This window comes from Streptomyces chryseus (assembly GCF_014650755.1).
GTDB classification, from domain to species: Bacteria; Actinomycetota; Actinomycetes; order Streptomycetales; family Streptomycetaceae; genus Streptomyces; species Streptomyces chryseus.
In genome coordinates this window covers 796,831-814,555 of the sequence record NZ_BMVO01000001.1, presented here as the reverse complement: position 1 = coordinate 814,555, position 17,725 = coordinate 796,831, and the positions used below count along the sequence as shown (strand labels likewise).

Here is a 17,725-nt window from a genome sequence, read left to right as displayed (position 1 = left end):
TTACCCCTGGGGTGGTCCCGCATACTGATACGGGTCCGGCGAAACCGGCCCGACTCGGCTAGGCTGCGGCACATCATGCGTTACGGGCTGCTTCTCCTTAGCTGCCGCGGCGAGGGTCTGTAGTTCCAGGCCGACCCCCTCCCCGCGGAGTCTGGTGCTGCAGCGACACCGTCGGCCGTCCCCTTTGCAGGACACCGAGGAGCCCTACGCGATGAACGCCCCTGTTGGCCGCCCCACGCCGATCACCAACGCGACGCAGCTGCAGAAGCCGTCCGGGATGCCGGTCCACAAGTACGGCCGGTACGAGGCCGTGGACATCCCCGACCGGACCTGGCCGGACCGCCGCATCACCAAGGCGCCCCGCTGGCTGTCCACCGACCTGCGCGACGGCAACCAGGCGCTGATCGACCCGATGAGCCCGGCCCGCAAGCGCGAGATGTTCGACCTGCTCGTACGCATGGGCTACAAGGAGATCGAGGTCGGTTTCCCGTCCTCCGGCGAGACCGACTTCAACTTCGTCCGCTCCATCATCGAAGAGGGCGCGATCCCCGAGGACGTGACGATCTCCGTCCTGACGCAGGCCCGTGAAGAGCTGATCGAGCGGACCGTCGAATCGCTGGTCGGCGCGCGGCGCGCGACCGTGCACCTCTACAACGCCACCGCGCCGACCTTCCGCCGCGTCGTCTTCCGCGGCTCCAAGGAGCAGGTCAAGCAGATCGCCGTGGACGGCACCCGGCTGGTGATGGAGTACGCCGACAAGCTGCTGGGCCCGGAGACGGTCTTCGGATACCAGTACAGCCCGGAGATCTTCACCGACACCGAGCTGGACTTCGCGCTGGAGGTCTGCGAGGCCGTCTGCGACGTGTGGCAGCCGGAGGAGGGCCGGGAGATCATCCTGAACCTGCCCGCCACGGTCGAGCGCTCCACGCCGTCCACGCACGCGGACCGCTTCGAGTGGATGTCCCGCAACCTGTCCCGGCGCGAGTACGTCTGCCTGTCCGTGCACCCGCACAACGACCGCGGCACCGCCGTCGCCGCCGCCGAGCTGGCGATCATGGCGGGCGCCGACCGCATCGAGGGCTGCCTGTTCGGGCAGGGCGAGCGCACCGGCAACGTCGACCTGGTCACCCTGGGCATGAACCTGTTCTCCCAGGGGGTCGACCCGCAGATCGACTTCTCGCAGATCGACGACATCCGGCGCACCAGCGAGTACTGCAACCAGATGGAGGTCCACCCGCGCCACCCCTACGCGGGCGACCTGGTCTACACCGCCTTCTCCGGCTCCCACCAGGACGCCATCAAGAAGGGCTTCGACGCGATGGAGGCCCAGGCGGCCGCCGTCGGCAAGACGGTCGACGACATCGAGTGGGCCGTGCCGTACCTGCCGATCGACCCGAAGGACGTGGGCCGCTCGTACGAGGCCGTCATCCGCGTCAACTCGCAGTCCGGCAAGGGCGGCATCGCGTACGTCCTGAAGAACGACCACAAGCTGGACCTGCCGCGCCGCATGCAGATCGAGTTCTCCCGGATCATCCAGGCCAAGACGGATGCCGAGGGCGGCGAGGTCACGCCGAAGGCCATCTGGTCGGTCTTCCAGGACGAGTACCTGCCGAACTCCGAGAACGCCTGGGGACGCATCCAGCTGCGCTCCGGTCAGACCACCACCGACACGGACGGCCAGGACACACTGACCGTCGAGGCGGTCGTGGACGGCGTCGAGACGGTGCTGACCGGCACCGGCAATGGCCCGATCTCGGCCTTCTTCGAGGCGCTGGGCGCGGTCGGCGTGGACGCCAGGCTGCTGGACTACCAGGAGCACACGATGAGCGAGGGCGCGAGCGCCCAGGCCGCCTCGTACATCGAATGCGCCATCGACGGCAAGGTGCTGTGGGGCATCGGCATCGACGCGAACACCACGCGCGCGTCGCTGAAGGCCGTCGTCTCGGCCGTGAACCGCGCCACGCGCTGAGCCCGGGGCTCCGGTACGACGTGAGCCGGGCGGGTCGATTTTCGGCCACGCCCGGCTCTTCGCGTGTCTCCCTCTCGCCCGGGGTGCTGACGCGGCCTCGCGGATGTGGCTAACATCACGGCCACACGGCAGCGTTGCCGGAGCGTTACGGAGGTGCGACGTGCTGCAGACCCGAGGGCGGAAACGATGTGTATGGGGCGTTCGCACCGCGTGGAACACCGTCGGTGACGGCGAGTTCTTCTGCCCCGACTGCGGCGGCGACCGCAACTACCGGCGCCGTACGGGCCGCAGACGCTTCACCGTGCTCGGCATCCCGCTCGTGGCGCGCGGTGACGTGGGCCCGGTCGTCGAATGCGCGGCCTGTCAGGCCCACTTCGGCACCGAGGCGCTCGACCACCCCACCACCGTCCGCTTCGCCGCGATGCTGCGCGACGCCGTCCACACCGTCGCCCTCGCCGTACTCGCCGCCGGCGGGACGTCGTCCCGCACGGTGCGGGTCACCGCCGTGCGGGCCGTCCGCGCCGCCGGGTTCGACGACTGCACCGAGGACCGGCTCACCACTCTGATCGACGCCCTCTCCGCCGACGCCGGCCGCCTTCCCGGGGCGTACGAAGGGGCCTCGGACCCCTGCGGCGCCGCGCTCGCCATCGAGCTGCACGAGGCGCTCGAACCGCTGGCACCGCACCTCGCGCCCGCCGGCCGCGAATCGATCCTGCTCCAGGGCGCCCGGATCGCCCTCGCCGACGGCCCGTACAGCCCGGCGGAGCGCGAGGTGCTGACGATCGTCGGCGGCGCGCTGCTGATCCGTCCGGAGGACACGGCCCGGCTGCTCACGTCGGCGCGTACGCCCTCATAGCCCGCCGGGCCGTGTCCGCGCCCGCTCAGTCCTGGGGAGCCGCGCTCGCGCGCAGCATGGCCTCGCGCTCGACGATCTTCACGCGCTCGCGACCCTCGGCGGCGCCCAGCGCGCGCTCGGCGCTGTCGAGGCGGTGCCAGCCCTCCCACGTCGTGTAGGCGACGCCCCTGCCCGCGAGGAAGTCCACGACGGCGTCCTCCTCCGGTGCCGCGGGAGCGGGCAGGCGGCCGGCTCCGTGGTCCTCGAGGAGGTTGGCCACCGTCTCGTTGGCGTCGCCCTTGGTGTGGCCGATGAGGCCGACCGGGCCGCGCTTGATCCAGCCGGTGACGTACGTCGACGCAAGGTGCTCGCCCGCCTCGATCACGCGGCCGCCCTCGTGCGGGACGGTGCCGGTGGTGAAGTCGAACGGCAGCTTGGGCAGTTCGTCGGAGAGGTAGCCCACCGCGCGGTAGACGGCCTGCACGTCCCAGGTCCGCGTCTCGCCCGTGCCCGTCACATTGCCCGTGCCGTCCAGCTCCGTGCGCTCCGTACGCAGGCCGACGACCCTGCCGTCCACGCCGACGACCTCGGTGGGCGACTCGAAGAAGTGCAGAAAGAGCTTGTGGGGGCGGTCGCCGATGTCCCGGATCGCCCAGTTCTCCAGGGTCTTGGCGACCATGTCCGCCTGCTTGTTGGCGCGGCGGGTGGCGATGCTGCCGTCGTCGTAGTCGATGTCCTCGGGGTTCACGACGACCTCGATGGTCGGGGAGTGGTCGAGCTCGCGCAGTTCCATCGGGCTGAACTTCGCCTGCGCCGGTCCGCGCCGCCCGAAGACGTGGATCTCGCGCGCCTTGTTGGCGGCGAGGCCGTCGTGGACGTTCGGCGGGATCTCGGTCGGGAGCAGCTCGTCGGCGGTCTTGGCGAGGATGCGGGCCACGTCGAGCGCGACATTGCCGACGCCGAGCACGGCGACCTTCTCGGCGTCGAGGGGCCAGGTGCGCGGAACGTCCGGGTGGCCGTCGTACCAGGAGACGAAGTCGGCGGCGCCGTAGGAGCCGTCGAGGCCGATACCGGGTATGTCCATCGCGCGGTCGGCGCTCGCGCCGGTGGAGAAGATCACCGCGTCGTAGAACGCCCGCAGGTCGTCCAGGCCGATGTCCGACGGGTAGTCGACGTTGCCGAAGAGCCGGATCTGCGGCTTGTCCAGGACCTGGTGCAGGGCGGTGATGATGCCCTTGATGCGCGGGTGGTCCGGGGCGACGCCGTACCGGATCAGTCCGAAGGGCGCCGGCATCCGCTCGAACAGGTCGATGGACACCCCGGGGTCGGCCGCGGCGTCGGACTTCAGCAGGGCGTCGGCGGCGTAGATCCCGGCGGGACCGGCGCCTACGATCGCGACCCTCAGGGGGCGGGGCATGGGGGAGGTTTCCCTTCGGGTGGCGACAACTGTCTCGTGCGTCACCCTAGGCAACGAAATGCCGGGTCAGGTACGGGACCCCTGCCTATGACCTCATAAGCAGACCTTATGAGTACTCAAAGGTCTCCTTGATGACAGTGCCTGGGCGAGAATGGACCCATGACCCTGTTCCGCGACGACGGCATCGTGCTGCGCACCCAGAAGCTGGGTGAGGCGGACCGGATCATCACGCTGCTCACCCGCGGTCACGGCCGGGTACGCGCCGTCGCCCGGGGCGTCCGGCGGACCAAGTCCAAGTTCGGCGCGCGCCTGGAGCCCTTCTCGCACGTCGACGTGCAGTTCTTCTCCCGCGGCAGCGAACTGGTCGGGCGCGGCCTGCCGCTGTGCACCCAGAGCGAGACGATCGCCCCGTACGGCGGCGGAATCGTCACCGACTACGGCCGCTACACCGCCGGCACGGCGATGCTGGAGACCGCCGAGCGGTTCACCGACCACGAGGGTGAGCCCGCCGTGCAGCAGTACCTGCTGCTCGTCGGCGGCCTGCGCACCCTCGCCCGCGGCGAGCACGCCCCGAACCTCATCCTCGACGCCTTCCTGCTGCGTTCGCTGGCCGTCAACGGCTACGCGCCGAGCTTCGACGACTGCGCGCGGTGCGGGCTGCACGGGCCGAACCGGTTCTTCTCCGTCGCCGCCGGCGGCGTCGTGTGCGGCGACTGCCGGGTGCCCGGAAGCGTCGTACCCTCGGCGGAGGCCGTCGGACTGCTCAGCGCGTTGCTGACGGGGGACTGGGAGACGGCGGACAGCTGTGAGGCGCGGCACGTCCGGGAGGGCAGCGGGCTGGTGTCGGCGTATCTGCACTGGCACTTGGAGCGCGGCCTGCGGTCGCTGCGGTATGTGGAAAAGTGAATCGAGGGAGAGAGAAGCTCATGGCACGACGCGGGATTCTGGGCCGTAACCGGCGCGAGTACAAGACGCCGGAGCCGCACCCGTCCGGCGCGCGGCCGCCGAAGATCCCCAGCGAGCTGGTCCCGGGGCACGTGGCCGTCGTCATGGACGGCAACGGCCGCTGGGCGAAGGAACGCGGGCTTCCGCGCACCGAGGGCCACAAGGTCGGCGAGGGCGTCGTGCTCGACGTGCTCAAGGGCTGCCTCGAAATGGGCGTCAAGAACCTCTCCCTGTACGCCTTCTCCACCGAGAACTGGAAGCGCTCGCCCGAGGAGGTGCGCTTCCTGATGAACTTCAACCGGGACGTCATCCGCCGCCGCCGCGACGAGATGGACGAGCTCGGCATCCGCATCCGCTGGACCGGCCGGATGCCCAAGATGTGGAAGTCCGTCGTCCAGGAGCTCCAGGTCGCCCAGGAGCAGACCAAGAACAACGACGCCATGACGCTGTACTTCTGCGTCAACTACGGCGGGCGCGCGGAGATCGCGGACGCGGCGCAGGCCATCGCGCGCGATGTGGCGGCGGGCAGGCTCGACCCGTCGAAGGTCAACGAGAAGACCTTCGCGAAGTACATGTACTACCCGGACATGCCGGACGTGGACCTCTTCGTGCGCCCCAGCGGCGAGCAGCGCACGTCCAACTACCTGATCTGGCAGAGCGCGTACGCCGAGATGGTCTTCCAGGACGTCCTGTGGCCCGACTTCGACCGCCGCGACCTGTGGCGGGCCTGCGTCGAGTACGCCTCCCGCGACCGGCGCTTCGGCGGCGCCGTCCCGAACGAGGAGCAGCTCGCCGCGGGCAGCATGTAGGGCGGCGCGGGGCGGGCCGCGCCGGATGGTTAGGATCCCGCCCCATGGATCACCAGGGGCGGGACATCATTCAGGCCGCGGAGAGCGTCGAGCTGACGTACCGGCCGGCGCGCGGCGACGTTCTGGCGGGCTTCCGGGCACGCGACCGCGTACGGCGGCTGCATGTGCTGCGGTGGGCGGTGATGACGCTGTTCGCGGGCTTCGCTCTGCTGCTGCTGGTCGCGCCCGGGGGGCCGCCGGCGGGCAATGTCCTGCTGTGCGCCCTGGTCGTGCTGTTCGTCTGGGCGGTTCCGCACGTGCAGGCCCACCACGTGATGCGCGTCGTGGGGTGGCAGGGCGAATACCGTACGACGGTCACCGGGGCGGGCGTGTCCGCCGCCACCGAGCACGCGACCCTGACCGTGCGCTGGTCGCTCCTGCGGGGCTACCGGGAGACCCGCGACCACGTCGTGCTGCTCAGCCGGGACCCGGGCATCCTGTGCCTGGAGGTCCTGCCCAAGCGCGGACTCGCGGCCCCGGACGACATGGACCGGCTGCGGGACATCCTCGACCGGAACCTGCGGCGGCTCTGAGTCAGGGGCGACCGGACCGCTCGGCGGCTCCGAGCGGTCCGCGGCAGAGAGCGGGCCCGTGCCGGACGATGTCCGGCACGGGCCCGCTCTCGTACGGCCTCAGACGCTGGCCGCGCACTCCACGCACGTGCCGAAGATCTCCACGGTGTGGGCCACGTTCACATAGCCGTGCTGGGCGGCGATGGCCTCCGCCCACTTCTCGACCGCGGGGCCCTCGACCTCGACGGCCTTGCCGCACACCCGGCAGACCAGGTGATGGTGGTGCTCACCGCTGGAGCAGCGCCGGTACACCGCCTCGCCCTCGCTGGTGCGCAGTACGTCCACCTCGCCGGCGTCGGCGAGGGACTGCAGGGTGCGGTAGACCGTCGTCAGCCCGACCGAGTCGCCCCGGTGCTTGAGCATGTCGTGAAGCTCCTGCGCGCTGCGGAACTCGTCCACCTCGTCGAGCGCGGCCGCCACGGCGGCCCGCTGCCTGGTGGACCGGCCACGCACCGGGGATGGGGTTCCCGCAGTGGTCACAGGTGCCTCCTCTGGTCGCCCGTACGTATGTCGGGCCATTCTGTCAGGTCGCCGCCGAACGCCGGTCAGACCTTGACGTCGTGGGCGGGGCGGGAGCCGTCCGGCAGTCCGCCCGCCTCCACGCTACAGCCGGCCGCCGCTCCCGCATCCGCCTCGGACAGGGCCCGGCTCCTGCGCCGGGCGAGCGGCCCGGCCAGCGCGGTCAGCACGAAGAAGACGCCGATGGCCAGCAGCACGATCGTCGCGCCCGGCGGCACCTCGTACTCGTACGACGTGACCGTGCCGGCCAGCGTCACGGCCGTGCCGATGACCACGGCCAGGACGAACGTGACCTTGAAGGACCGCGTGATCTGCTGCGCCGCCGCCACCGGCACCACCATCAGCGCGCTGACCAGCAGCAGCCCGACGACGCGCATCGCGACGGTGACCGTGACCGCCGCGGTGACCGCGATCAGGAGGTTCAGGGCGCGCACCGGCAGCCCGGTCACCCGGGCGAACTCCTCGTCCTGGCTGATCGCGAAGAGGTGCCGCCGCAGGCCGACCGTGACGAGCATCACAAAGGCGGCGAGCAGGCAGATCGCGACGACGTCCGCGTCCGAGACGGTCGACAGCGAGCCGAAGAGGTACGAGGTGAGGTTGGAGTTCGAGCCGTTCGGGGCGAGGTTGATCAGCAGGACGCCGCCCGCCATGCCGCCGTAGAAGAGCATGGCCAGCGCCATGTCGCCGCGCATGCGCCCGTACCAGCGGATCAGTTCCATCGCGACGGCGCCGGCGATCGAGACGAGCGCGGCCATCCACACCGGGTTGGCGCTCAGCAGGAAGCCGAGGCCGACGCCGGTCATGGCGACGTGGCCGATGCCGTCGCCCATCAGGGCCTGGCGGCGCTGGACGAGGTAGATGCCGACGGCGGGGGCGGTGACGCCGACGAGGACGGCGGCGAGCAGGGCCCGCTGCATGAAGGCTGTTTCGAGAATTTCCATGATCAGGTCAGCAGTCCCGTCCGGACGGGCTCGGAGTCCGAGTGCGGGTGTACGTGGTCGTGGCCGGGCAGCGCGTGCTGGCCGAGCGACCGCGGGGGCGGTCCGTCGTGGGTGACGCAGCCGTCGCGCAGCACGACCGCGCGGTCGATCAGCGGCTCCAGGGCGCCGAGTTCGTGCAGGACGAGCAGGACGGTCGTACCGGCGACGACCTGCTCGCGCAGGGTCGTGGCGAGGATCTCCTGGCTGACGAGGTCCACGCCCGCCATCGGCTCGTCCATGATCAGCAGGTCCGGCTCGGAGGCGAGCGCCCGCGCGATCAGGACGCGCTGGTGCTGGCCGCCCGAGAGGGCGTTCACGGAGTCCTTGGCGCGGTCCGCGAGCCCGACGAGCTCGATGGCGCGGTGCACGGCGGCGCGGTCGGCCTTCGAGGGCAGGCGCAGCTTCGCGCGGGAGAGGCGGCCCGACGAGACGACCTCGTACACGGTCGCGGGAACGCCGCTGGCGGCCGTCGTGCGCTGCGGTACGTACCCGACGCGCGCCCAGTCGCGGAAGCGGCGCAGCGGCGTGCCGAAGAGGTCGACGGAGCCGCCGGTGAGGGGCACCTGGCCGATCACCGAACGCACCGCGGTCGACTTGCCGGAGCCGTTGGCGCCGAGCAGGGACACGACCTCGCCGCGGTGCACGGCGAGGTCGACGCCGCGCAGCACCGGGCGCGAGCCGAGCGTGGCGGTGGCGCCGCGCAGCGATATGACGGGCGGCTGCTCTGGCTGCTTCATGGCTCGCGCCTCCGATGCTGCTGGTGCTGCTGGGGTGATCTGCTTCACTTCGCGCCGAGGGCCTTCTCCAGCGCGGCGAGGTTGGACTCCATGACCTCGACGTAGTCAGCGCCCTCGGACTTGTCCGTGATTCCCTCCAGCGGGTCCAGGACGTCCGTCCTGAGGCCGGTGTCGCCCGCCAGGGTCTTGGCGGTCTTGTCGCTGACGAGCGTCTCGAAGAAGACCGTGGTGACCTTGTCGTCCTTGGCGGTCTTCTGGAGGTCCTTCATGCGGGAGAGGCTGGGCTCGGAGTCGGGGTCGAGGCCGCTGATGCCCTCCTGCTTGAGGCCGTAGCGCTCGGCGAGGTAGCCGAAGGCGGCGTGGGTCGTGATGAACGTCCGGGTGTCGGTGTTCTTCAGGCCCTTCTCGAACTTCTCGTGGAGTCCGTCCAGCTTGCCGACCAGGGCTTCGGTGTTCTTCTGGTACGCGGCGGCGTGGTCGGGGTCGGCCTTCTCCAGCGCCTTGCCGACGCCCTTGGCGATCTCGGAGTACTTCACGGGGTCGAGCCAGACATGGGGGTCGCCGCCGGCCTCGGAGTGGTCGTGGCCGTCTTCCGCGGCGTGCTCGTCCGCGTGCTGCTCGCCGGAGTGCTCCTCGTCGGAGTGCTCGTCGTGGCCGGCCTCGGTGCCGTGCTCTTCGAGGTGGGTGAGGCCGGCGGCGTCGACGGTGTTCTTCACACCGGACTGCGCGACCGCCTCGTCGACGGCGGGCTGGAGGCCCTTGAGGTAGAGAATGAGGCCCGCTTCGCCGAGTCCGGCGGTCTGCTTCGGGCTGAGCTCCAGGTCGTGCGGTTCCACGCCCGGCTTCGTGAGGGTCGATACGGAGACGTGGTCGCCGCCTATCTCCTCGGCGAGGAACTGCATCGGGTAGAACGACGCCACCACCTCGAGCTTGCCGTCGCCGTTCTTGCCGGCGGCGCCGGAGGAGGACGAGCAGGCGCTGACGGCCATCAGGCCGAGCGCGACGGCTCCGGCGGTGGCGGCGGTGGGTATGAGGCGTCGTCGTACGTTCATGACACCCATTTTCAACTAAACTGGAAACGGTTGTCAATAATGGGGGATGTGACCTGAGCCCGGTCCCCGCGATGATCCGTTGCCCGGTACCGATTTGATCCGAGGGGTACGAGCGCCGGTAATCTGAATCATTCGCGTTCGTCGTCGTCGTAATGAAGAGAGCACCGTGGCCGCCGACAAGATCGACACCATCGTCAGCCTGAGCAAGCGCCGTGGCTTCGTCTACCCGTGCAGTGAGATCTACGGCGGCTCCCGGGCCGCCTGGGACTACGGGCCGCTGGGTGTCGAGCTCAAGGAGAACATCAAGCGCCAGTGGTGGCGCTCCATGGTCATCGCGCGCGAGGACGTCGTCGGTCTCGACTCCTCGGTGATCCTGGCCCCCGAGGTGTGGGAGGCGTCCGGTCACGTCGCGACGTTCTCCGACCCGCTCACCGAATGCACCGCGTGTCACAAGCGCCACCGCGCGGACCACCTGATCGAGGCGTACGAGGCCAAGCACAACGGCCGTGCCCCCGAGAACGGCCTGGCCGACGTCAACTGCCCGAACTGCGGCACCAAGGGCCAGTTCACCGAGCCCAAGCAGTTCTCCGGCATGCTGGAGACGCACCTGGGCCCGACCCAGGACACCGGCTCGCGCGCCTTCCTGCGCCCCGAGACCGCGCAGGGCATCTTCACCAACTTCGCCCAGGTGCAGCAGACTTCGCGCAAGAAGCCGCCGTTCGGCATCGCGCAGATGGGCAAGTCCTTCCGTAACGAGATCACTCCGGGCAACTTCATCTTCCGCACGCGCGAGTTCGAGCAGATGGAGATGGAGTTCTTCGTCAAGCCGGGCGAGGACGAGCAGTGGCAGGAATACTGGATGGAGCAGCGCTGGGGCTGGTACCGCGAGCTTGGTCTCCGTGAGGAGAACATGCGCTGGTTCGAGCACCCGGCGGAGAAGCTCTCGCACTACTCGAAGCGCACCGCCGACATCGAGTACCGCTTCAACTTCGGCGGCAGCGAGTTCTCCGAGCTCGAGGGCGTGGCCAACCGCACCGACTTCGACCTCAAGGCGCACTCCAAGGCCTCGGGCCAGGACCTGTCGTTCTTCGACCAGGAGGCCGGCGAGCGCTGGACTCCGTACGTCATCGAGCCGGCGGCCGGCGTGAACCGCGCCATGCTCGCCTTCATGCTCGACGCGTACATCGAGGACGAGGCCCCGAACGCCAAGGGCGTCATGGAGAAGCGCACCGTCATGCGCCTCGACCCGCGCCTGGCGCCGGTCAAGGTCGCCGTTCTGCCGCTGTCCCGCAACCCGCAGCTGTCGCCGAAGGCCAAGGGCCTGGCGACCGACCTGCGCAAGAACTGGAACATCGAGTTCGACGACGCGGGCGCCATCGGCCGCCGCTACCGCCGTCAGGACGAGATCGGTACGCCGTTCTGCGTGACCGTCGACTTCGACACGCTCGACGACAACGCGGTGACCGTGCGCGAGCGCGACACCATGAAGCAGGAGCGCGTCTCGCTGGACCAGATCCAGTCGTACCTGGGCGGCCGCCTCCTCGGCTGCTGACCGGTTCGTACGCCCTGAAGGCCCCGGTTCCGCCCAGCGGAGCCGGGGCCTTCGCGTCGCCCCGGGTGCGGGGCTGCGGGAAAATCTGGTGCCCGGCGTCCCCGCGGCCCGGTAATGTCGTATGCATGTTCTTCCAGATCTACGAGTGAGCGCGCGGCGGCTCCCACGTCCGCCCCCCACCCGACGAATCCGCAGATCACTTCTCATCACTTCGGGAGAACCCCGTGGCAAAGAGCCGCAACAACCTTCTCGGCGTAGGCGGGCAGCGCAAGAGGATGTCCCGCGCCGAACTCGCGGACAACGGCCCCACGCGCAACGCCGACCGCAAGCTCGCCTCCGACCACAAGGAGGAGCTGCTGCGCAAGATGCGTGAGCGCGCCACCGGGTCGGAAGGCGACGAGGCGGCCGCCGAGGGCAGTCAGGACGCCCAGGACGCGCAGAGCTGACGTACGAGCGCCCCAGGGGTGGGCCCGGACCGCACACGGCGGTCCGGGCCCATTCCCGTGTCCGGCTCAGCGCGCCGCGCGCGCCGACGGACGGTCGCCGGGAGAGCCGCCCAGGCGCGCGGCCGTCCGGCAGGCGGTCCGCCGGGCCCACGGGCCGCTGGTCAGCGCCCCCACCAGCAGGACGCACACCCCGCAGCCGGCGATGATCCACCAGGCCGGCCCGCTCGCCGCGACGAAGGCGTCGTCGTACGAGCGCCCGTGCAGCCCGGCGGCGAGCACCGCGCCGATGACGGCGACGCCCAGCATCTGGCCGACCTGCCGGCTCGTCGAGGCGACGGCGGCGGCCACGCCCGCCTGGGCGCGCGGCATGCCCGACACGGCGGTGTTGGTGATCGGCGCGTTCACCAGGCCGAAGCCGATGCCGAAGAGCACGTACCCGGTGAACAGCAGGGGCGTGGACGTCTCCGCCTCGAACGCCGCGAACAGCACCCCGCTGGCCGCCATCGTGACGCCGGCCACCAGCAGCGGGAGCCGGGGCCCCCGGCTGCCGACGAGACGCCCGGACAGCGGCGCGCAGACCAGGGTCAGCCCCGCCATCGGCAGCATGTAGAGCCCGGCGTGCAGCGCCGAGAACCCGCGTACGTCCTGGAGGTACAGCGTGTTCACGAAGAGGAACCCGCCGAGCGCCGCGAACGCGCACACCGCGATCACCGTGGCCCCGCTGAAGGGCGCGCTGCGGAAGAACCGCAGATCGATCAGTGGCTCCGCCCGTCTCGGCTCGTACACGAGAAGGCCCGCGAGGGCCGCCACGGCCGTTCCCGCGAACAGCAGGATCACCGGCGACGTCCAGCCCTCCACGGGCGCCTCGATGATCGCGTACGTGAGCGAGCCGAGCAGGGCGACGACCAGCAGCTGACCCACCGGGTCGGCGCGGCGCGGCTTCGGTGCGCGCGACTCGGGCACGTACCGGGCCGTCAGCAGCAGTGCGGCGACGCCCACCGGCAGATTGACCCAGAAGATGGCCCGCCAGCTCACCAGGTCCACCAGCAGCCCGCCGATCAGCGGACCGGCCGCCATCGAGATCCCGACCACACCGCCCCAGACACCGATCGCGCGCGCCCGTGCGCGCGGCTCGGTGAAGGTGTTGGTGATGATCGACATGGCGACGGGGTTGAGCATCGAGCCGCCGACGGCCTGGACCATGCGGAAGGCCACGAGCGCGCCGAGATTCGGGGCCAGGGAGCACAGCAGTGAACCGAGCGTGAAGAGCACCAGACCGGCCAGGAAGACCTTGCGCCGCCCGATCCGGTCGGCGGTCGATCCCGCGAGCATCAGGAGCGAGGCGAGGACGAGCGTGTACGCGTCGACCGCCCACTGCATCCCGGCGACGGTCGCGCCGAGCTCCTCGCGCATGGAGGGGAGAGCGACGTTGAGTGCGGTGTTGTCGAGGCTCACGATCAGCAGGCTCATGCAGCAGATCGCCAGCACCAGCAACCGCCGCCGGTGGCTCAGCTCGGGCATACGCGGATGGTACGGCTCACCAACGACTCCCGCCGTACGGGACAATGGGGCCATGACCACCGCGCTCCCCCTGCTCTCCATCGGCCCGCACTCCGTGCGGCCGCCGGTGGTGCTCGCTCCCATGGCCGGCATCACCAACGCTCCTTTCCGCACCCTGTGCCGCGAGTTCTCCGGTGGCAAGGGGCTGTTCGTCAGCGAGATGATCACGACGAGGGCGCTGGTCGAGCGCAATGAGAAGACCATGCAGCTGGTCCACTTCGACGCGACGGAGACGCCGCGCTCGATCCAGCTGTACGGCGTGGACCCCGTCACGGTCGGCAAGGCCGTCCGCATGATCGTGGACGAGGACCTGGCCGATCACATCGACCTGAACTTCGGCTGCCCGGTCCCGAAGGTGACGCGCAAGGGCGGCGGCTCGGCGCTCCCGTACAAGCGGCCCCTGCTGCGCGCCATCCTGAACGAGGCCGTCTCCAACGCGGGCGACCTGCCGGTGACGATGAAGATGCGCAAGGGCATCGACGACGACCACCTCACCTACCTCGACGCGGGACGGATAGCGGTCCAGGAGGGCGTCACGGCCATCGCGCTGCACGGGCGCACGGCGGCGGAGCACTACGGCGGCACGGCCGACTGGGACGCCATCGCGCGCCTGAAGGAGCACGTGCCGGAGATCCCCGTCCTGGGCAACGGCGACATCTGGTCCGCCGACGACGCCCTGCGCATGATGCGCGAGACCGGCTGCGACGGCGTGGTCGTCGGGCGTGGGTGCCTGGGGCGGCCCTGGCTGTTCGCGGATCTGGTGGCGGGCTTCGAGGGCACCGGCGCGTACGCCGCTCCGACGCTGCGCGAGGTCGCCGCGGTGATGCGCAGGCACGCGGAACTGCTCGGCGAGTGGATCGGGGACGAGGCACGCGGGGTCATTGACTTCCGTAAGCACGTCGCCTGGTACCTGAAGGGGTTCTCGGTCGGCTCGGAGATGCGGAAGAAGCTTGCGATCTCCTCATCTCTGGACGAAATGGACGCTCACTTGAGCGAGCTCGATTTGGACCAGCCGTGGCCTGTCGGGGCGGACGGGCCACGGGGTCGTTCGTCCGGTAATGGGCGGGTCGTCCTGCCGGATGGCTGGCTGAAGGACCCGTACGACTGCTCCGCCGTGAGCGCGGATGCGGAGTTGGACACGTCCGGAGGGTGAGATTCCGGTCTCGATAGGGTCTCATCTGAGAAGTGATCCTCGCCACGCCTGATGCGTTCATTGCTCAGATGAGCACATCAGGCGGGGTTGCACCTCTCAAAAGGTGGCACTGGGTGCCACCTTCTTTTGTTTTGATCGATCAAACCATCCCTCACCCTGCGGTGACCTTTCCGGCTGAACCGATGGCTGTGCGTAGTTGTGTGTTGAATACTTGAACGCACGCGCCTGGGTCCCCGAAGCTGTTGATCACTTTCGATCTACTGGCGGACGAGTGGTTAAGGCCTCATGACAGTCAGGTGGACGTACCCAGACACCTTCGATCTGGGTATGTTCCTGGCCGTCAGGGCAGCCACCGCGTCCTCGAGGAGTCGAGACCCGTGTCGGAAAACAAAGAACCCCAGGTAGCCAGCGCGCCCGAGGGTCAGAAGTTCGTTTATGACTTCACCGAGGGCAACAGGAACCTCAAGGACCTGCTGGGTGGCAAGGGCGCCAACCTCGCCGAGATGACCAACCTCGGACTGCCCGTTCCTCCGGGCTTCACCATCACCACCGAGGCGTGCAAGGTCTACCTCGACAGCGGCGAGGCTCCCGAGGCGCTGCGCGCCGAGGTCAGCGCGCACCTCGACGCCCTCGAGCAGAAGATGGGCAAGAAGCTCGGCCAGGCCGACAACCCGCTGCTCGTCTCCGTCCGCTCGGGCGCCAAGTTCTCCATGCCCGGCATGATGGACACCGTCCTGAACATCGGGCTCTCCGACAAGTCGGTCACCGGCCTCGCCAAGCAGGCCGGCGGCGACGAGCGCTTCGCGTGGGACTCGTACCGCCGTCTGATCCAGATGTTCGGCAAGACGGTCCTCGGCGTCGACGGCGAGCTCTTCGAAGAGGCGCTGGAGCAGGCCAAGCACGCCAAGAAGGTCACGGTCGACACCGACCTCGAGGCGGCCGACCTCAAGAAGCTGGTCCGCAAGTTCAAGAAGATCGTCTCCGACGAGGCCGGACGCGACTTCCCGCAGGACCCGCGCGAGCAGATGGACCTCGCCATAAACGCGGTCTTCGACTCGTGGAACACCGACCGCGCGAAGCTGTACCGCCGCCAGGAGCGCATCCCCGGCGACCTCGGCACGGCCGTCAACGTCTGCTCCATGGTCTTCGGCAACCTCGGCCCCGACTCCGGCACCGGCGTCGCCTTCACCCGCGACCCCGCCAGCGGCCACCAGGGCGTGTACGGCGACTACCTGCAGAACGCGCAGGGCGAGGACGTCGTCGCCGGTATCCGCAACACCGTGCCGCTCGCCGACCTCGAGAGCATCGACAAGGCGTCGTACGACCAGCTCATGCAGATCATGGAGACGCTGGAGACCCACTACAAGGATCTCTGCGACATCGAGTTCACGATCGAGCGCGGCCAGCTGTGGATGCTCCAGACCCGCGTCGGCAAGCGCACCGCCGGTGCCGCCTTCCGCATCGCGACGCAGCTCGTCGACCAGGGCCTCATCGACGAGGCCGAGGCGCTCCAGCGCGTCAACGGCGCGCAGCTCGCGCAGCTGATGTTCCCGCGCTTCGACGACGAGGCGAAGACCGAGAAGCTGGGCCGCGGCATCGCCGCCTCCCCGGGCGCCGCGGTCGGCAAGGCCGTCTTCGACTCGTACACGGCCGTCAAGTGGTCGCGCTCCGGCGAGAAGGTCATCCTCATCCGCCGTGAGACCAACCCCGACGACCTCGACGGCATGATCGCCGCCGAGGGCATCCTGACCTCGCGCGGCGGCAAGACGTCGCACGCCGCCGTCGTGGCCCGCGGCATGGGCAAGACCTGTGTCTGCGGGGCCGAGGAGATCGAGGTCGACACCAAGCGCCGCCGCATGACGGCCCCGGGCGGGATCGTCGTCGAGGAGGGCGACGTCGTCTCCATCGACGGCTCCACCGGCAAGGTGTACCTCGGCGAGGTGCCCGTCGTGCCGTCCCCGGTCGTCGAGTACTTCGAGGGCCGGATGCACGCCGGCGCGGACGACGCCGACGAACTGGTCGCCGCCGTGCACCGGATCATGGCGTACGCCGACCGGGTGCGCCGCCTGCGGGTGCGCGCCAACGCCGACAACGCCGAGGACGCGCTGCGCGCCCGTCGCTTCGGCGCCCAGGGCATCGGCCTGTGCCGCACCGAGCACATGTTCCTCGGTGAGCGCCGCGAGCTCGTCGAGCGGCTGATCCTGGCCGACACGGACGACGAGCGCGAGCAGGCGCTGGGCGCGCTGCTGCCGCTGCAGAAGGCCGACTTCATCGAGCTGTTCGAGTCGATGGACGGACTGCCGGTGACGGTGCGGCTCCTCGACCCGCCGCTGCACGAGTTCCTTCCCGACATCACCGAGCTGTCGGTCCGCGTCGCCCTCGCCGAGTCCCGCAAGGACCACAACGAGAACGACCTGCGCCTCCTGCAGGCCGTGCACAAGCTGCACGAGCAGAACCCGATGCTGGGTCTGCGCGGAGTGCGTCTGGGCCTCGTCATCCCGGGCCTGTTCGCGATGCAGGTACGGGCGATCGCCGAGGCGGCGGCGCACCGCAAGAACGCCAAGGGCGACCCGCGCCCGGAGATCATGATTCCGCTCGTCGGCACGGTCCAGGAGCTGGAGATCGTCCGCGAGGAGGCCGACCAGGTCATCGCCGAGGTGGAGGCCGCCACCGGCACGAACCTGAAGCTGACCATCGGCACGATGATCGAGCTGCCGCGCGCCGCCCTGACGGCCGGCCAGATCGCCGAGGCCGCGCAGTTCTTCTCCTTCGGCACGAACGACCTCACCCAGACCGTGTGGGGCTTCTCCCGCGACGACGTCGAGGCGAGCTTCTTCACGGCGTACCTGGAGAAGGGCATCTTCGGGGTCTCCCCGTTCGAGACGATCGACCGGGACGGCGTCGGCGCGCTCGTGCGCAGCGCCGTAGAGGCCGGACGCGCCACGCGCCCCGACCTGAAGCTCGGCGTGTGCGGCGAGCACGGCGGTGACCCGGAGTCGGTGCACTTCTTCCACGAGGTCGGCCTGGACTACGTGTCCTGCTCGCCCTTCCGGATCCCGGTGGCGCGCCTTGAGGCGGGCCGTGCGGCGGCGCAGTCGACGGGCAGCGACTCGCGCTAGACCGGCCGGCCCGCCAGGGCC

General features: G+C 69.9%; 15 protein-coding genes. 9 read left to right on the top strand and 6 right to left on the bottom strand.

What is annotated here, in order from left to right:
- The first annotated feature begins 211 nt into the window (after nt 1–211).
- Together leuA and IE185_RS03795 are read left to right on the top strand one after the other, a co-directional pair.
- The gene (gene leuA / locus IE185_RS03800) at nt 212–1,969 is read left to right on the top strand and encodes a 2-isopropylmalate synthase (protein ID WP_138895305.1); all 1,758 of its coding nucleotides are present in this window, start codon (nt 212–214) and stop codon (nt 1,967–1,969) included.
- 103 nt (nt 1,970–2,072) lie between these two features.
- The gene (locus IE185_RS03795) at nt 2,073–2,825 is read left to right on the top strand and encodes a TerB family tellurite resistance protein (RefSeq protein WP_138895304.1); all 753 of its coding nucleotides are present in this window, start codon (nt 2,073–2,075) and stop codon (nt 2,823–2,825) included.
- A 25-nt stretch (nt 2,826–2,850) separates the two neighbouring features.
- Here the strand turns inward: IE185_RS03795 and IE185_RS03790 are convergent, their stop codons facing one another.
- Nucleotides 2,851–4,221 (bottom strand): FAD-dependent oxidoreductase, encoded by a 1,371-nt coding sequence (locus tag IE185_RS03790; protein WP_138895303.1) that lies wholly within the window; start codon nt 4,219–4,221, stop codon nt 2,851–2,853.
- Between the two features lie 159 nt (nt 4,222–4,380).
- Between IE185_RS03790 and recO the strand changes: the two genes are divergently transcribed.
- From recO to IE185_RS03775, 3 genes are read left to right on the top strand one after another with little or no spacing between them, the layout of a single operon-like run.
- The gene (gene recO, locus IE185_RS03785; RefSeq protein WP_138895302.1) at nt 4,381–5,127 is read left to right on the top strand and encodes a DNA repair protein RecO; all 747 of its coding nucleotides are present in this window, start codon (nt 4,381–4,383) and stop codon (nt 5,125–5,127) included.
- Nucleotides 5,128–5,147: 20 nt separating this feature from the next.
- Nucleotides 5,148–5,975 carry an isoprenyl transferase gene (locus tag IE185_RS03780; protein WP_138895301.1) on the top strand — a complete coding sequence of 276 codons (828 nt, stop codon included), beginning with the start codon at nt 5,148–5,150 and terminating at the stop codon, nt 5,973–5,975.
- A 44-nt stretch (nt 5,976–6,019) separates the two neighbouring features.
- A complete protein-coding gene (locus IE185_RS03775) occupies nt 6,020–6,547 on the top strand; it encodes a YcxB family protein (protein ID WP_138895300.1) in 528 nt (175 codons plus the stop codon).
- A gap of 99 nt (nt 6,548–6,646) precedes the next feature.
- Here the strand turns inward: IE185_RS03775 and IE185_RS03770 are convergent, their stop codons facing one another.
- The 4 genes from IE185_RS03770 to IE185_RS03755 form a co-directional block, all read right to left on the bottom strand.
- A complete protein-coding gene (locus tag IE185_RS03770) occupies nt 6,647–7,066 on the bottom strand; it encodes a Fur family transcriptional regulator (RefSeq protein ID WP_028813525.1) in 420 nt (139 codons plus the stop codon).
- Nucleotides 7,067–7,131: 65 nt separating this feature from the next.
- Nucleotides 7,132–8,046 (bottom strand): metal ABC transporter permease, encoded by a 915-nt coding sequence (locus IE185_RS03765; RefSeq protein ID WP_138895666.1) that lies wholly within the window; start codon nt 8,044–8,046, stop codon nt 7,132–7,134.
- A 2-nt stretch (nt 8,047–8,048) separates the two neighbouring features.
- Entirely contained in the window at nt 8,049–8,822 is a 774-nt protein-coding gene (locus IE185_RS03760; RefSeq protein ID WP_138895665.1) for a metal ABC transporter ATP-binding protein, read from the bottom strand.
- A 44-nt stretch (nt 8,823–8,866) separates the two neighbouring features.
- Nucleotides 8,867–9,874, bottom strand: a complete 1,008-nt coding sequence (locus IE185_RS03755) for a metal ABC transporter substrate-binding protein (protein ID WP_138895664.1) — start codon at nt 9,872–9,874, stop codon at nt 8,867–8,869.
- 166 nt (nt 9,875–10,040) lie between these two features.
- On the opposite strand from IE185_RS03755, the gene IE185_RS03750 reads away from it, so the two are divergent.
- Both IE185_RS03750 and IE185_RS03745 read left to right on the top strand, forming a co-directional pair.
- Nucleotides 10,041–11,426, top strand: a complete 1,386-nt coding sequence (locus tag IE185_RS03750) for a glycine--tRNA ligase (protein WP_138895663.1) — start codon at nt 10,041–10,043, stop codon at nt 11,424–11,426.
- Nucleotides 11,427–11,650: 224 nt separating this feature from the next.
- Nucleotides 11,651–11,872: a DUF6243 family protein gene (locus IE185_RS03745; RefSeq protein ID WP_138895662.1), complete on the top strand. Its 222-nt coding sequence runs from the start codon at nt 11,651–11,653 to the stop codon at nt 11,870–11,872.
- A gap of 66 nt (nt 11,873–11,938) precedes the next feature.
- Here the strand turns inward: IE185_RS03745 and IE185_RS03740 are convergent, their stop codons facing one another.
- Nucleotides 11,939–13,393 carry an MFS transporter gene (locus tag IE185_RS03740; protein WP_138895661.1) on the bottom strand — a complete coding sequence of 485 codons (1,455 nt, stop codon included), beginning with the start codon at nt 13,391–13,393 and terminating at the stop codon, nt 11,939–11,941.
- Between the two features lie 52 nt (nt 13,394–13,445).
- On the opposite strand from IE185_RS03740, the gene dusB reads away from it, so the two are divergent.
- Both dusB and ppdK read left to right on the top strand, forming a co-directional pair.
- Nucleotides 13,446–14,585 (top strand): tRNA dihydrouridine synthase DusB, encoded by a 1,140-nt coding sequence (gene dusB, locus IE185_RS03735; protein WP_138895660.1) that lies wholly within the window; start codon nt 13,446–13,448, stop codon nt 14,583–14,585.
- A 377-nt stretch (nt 14,586–14,962) separates the two neighbouring features.
- Nucleotides 14,963–17,704: a pyruvate, phosphate dikinase gene (gene ppdK, locus IE185_RS03730; RefSeq protein ID WP_138895659.1), complete on the top strand. Its 2,742-nt coding sequence runs from the start codon at nt 14,963–14,965 to the stop codon at nt 17,702–17,704.
- Nucleotides 17,705–17,725 lie beyond the last annotated feature (21 nt).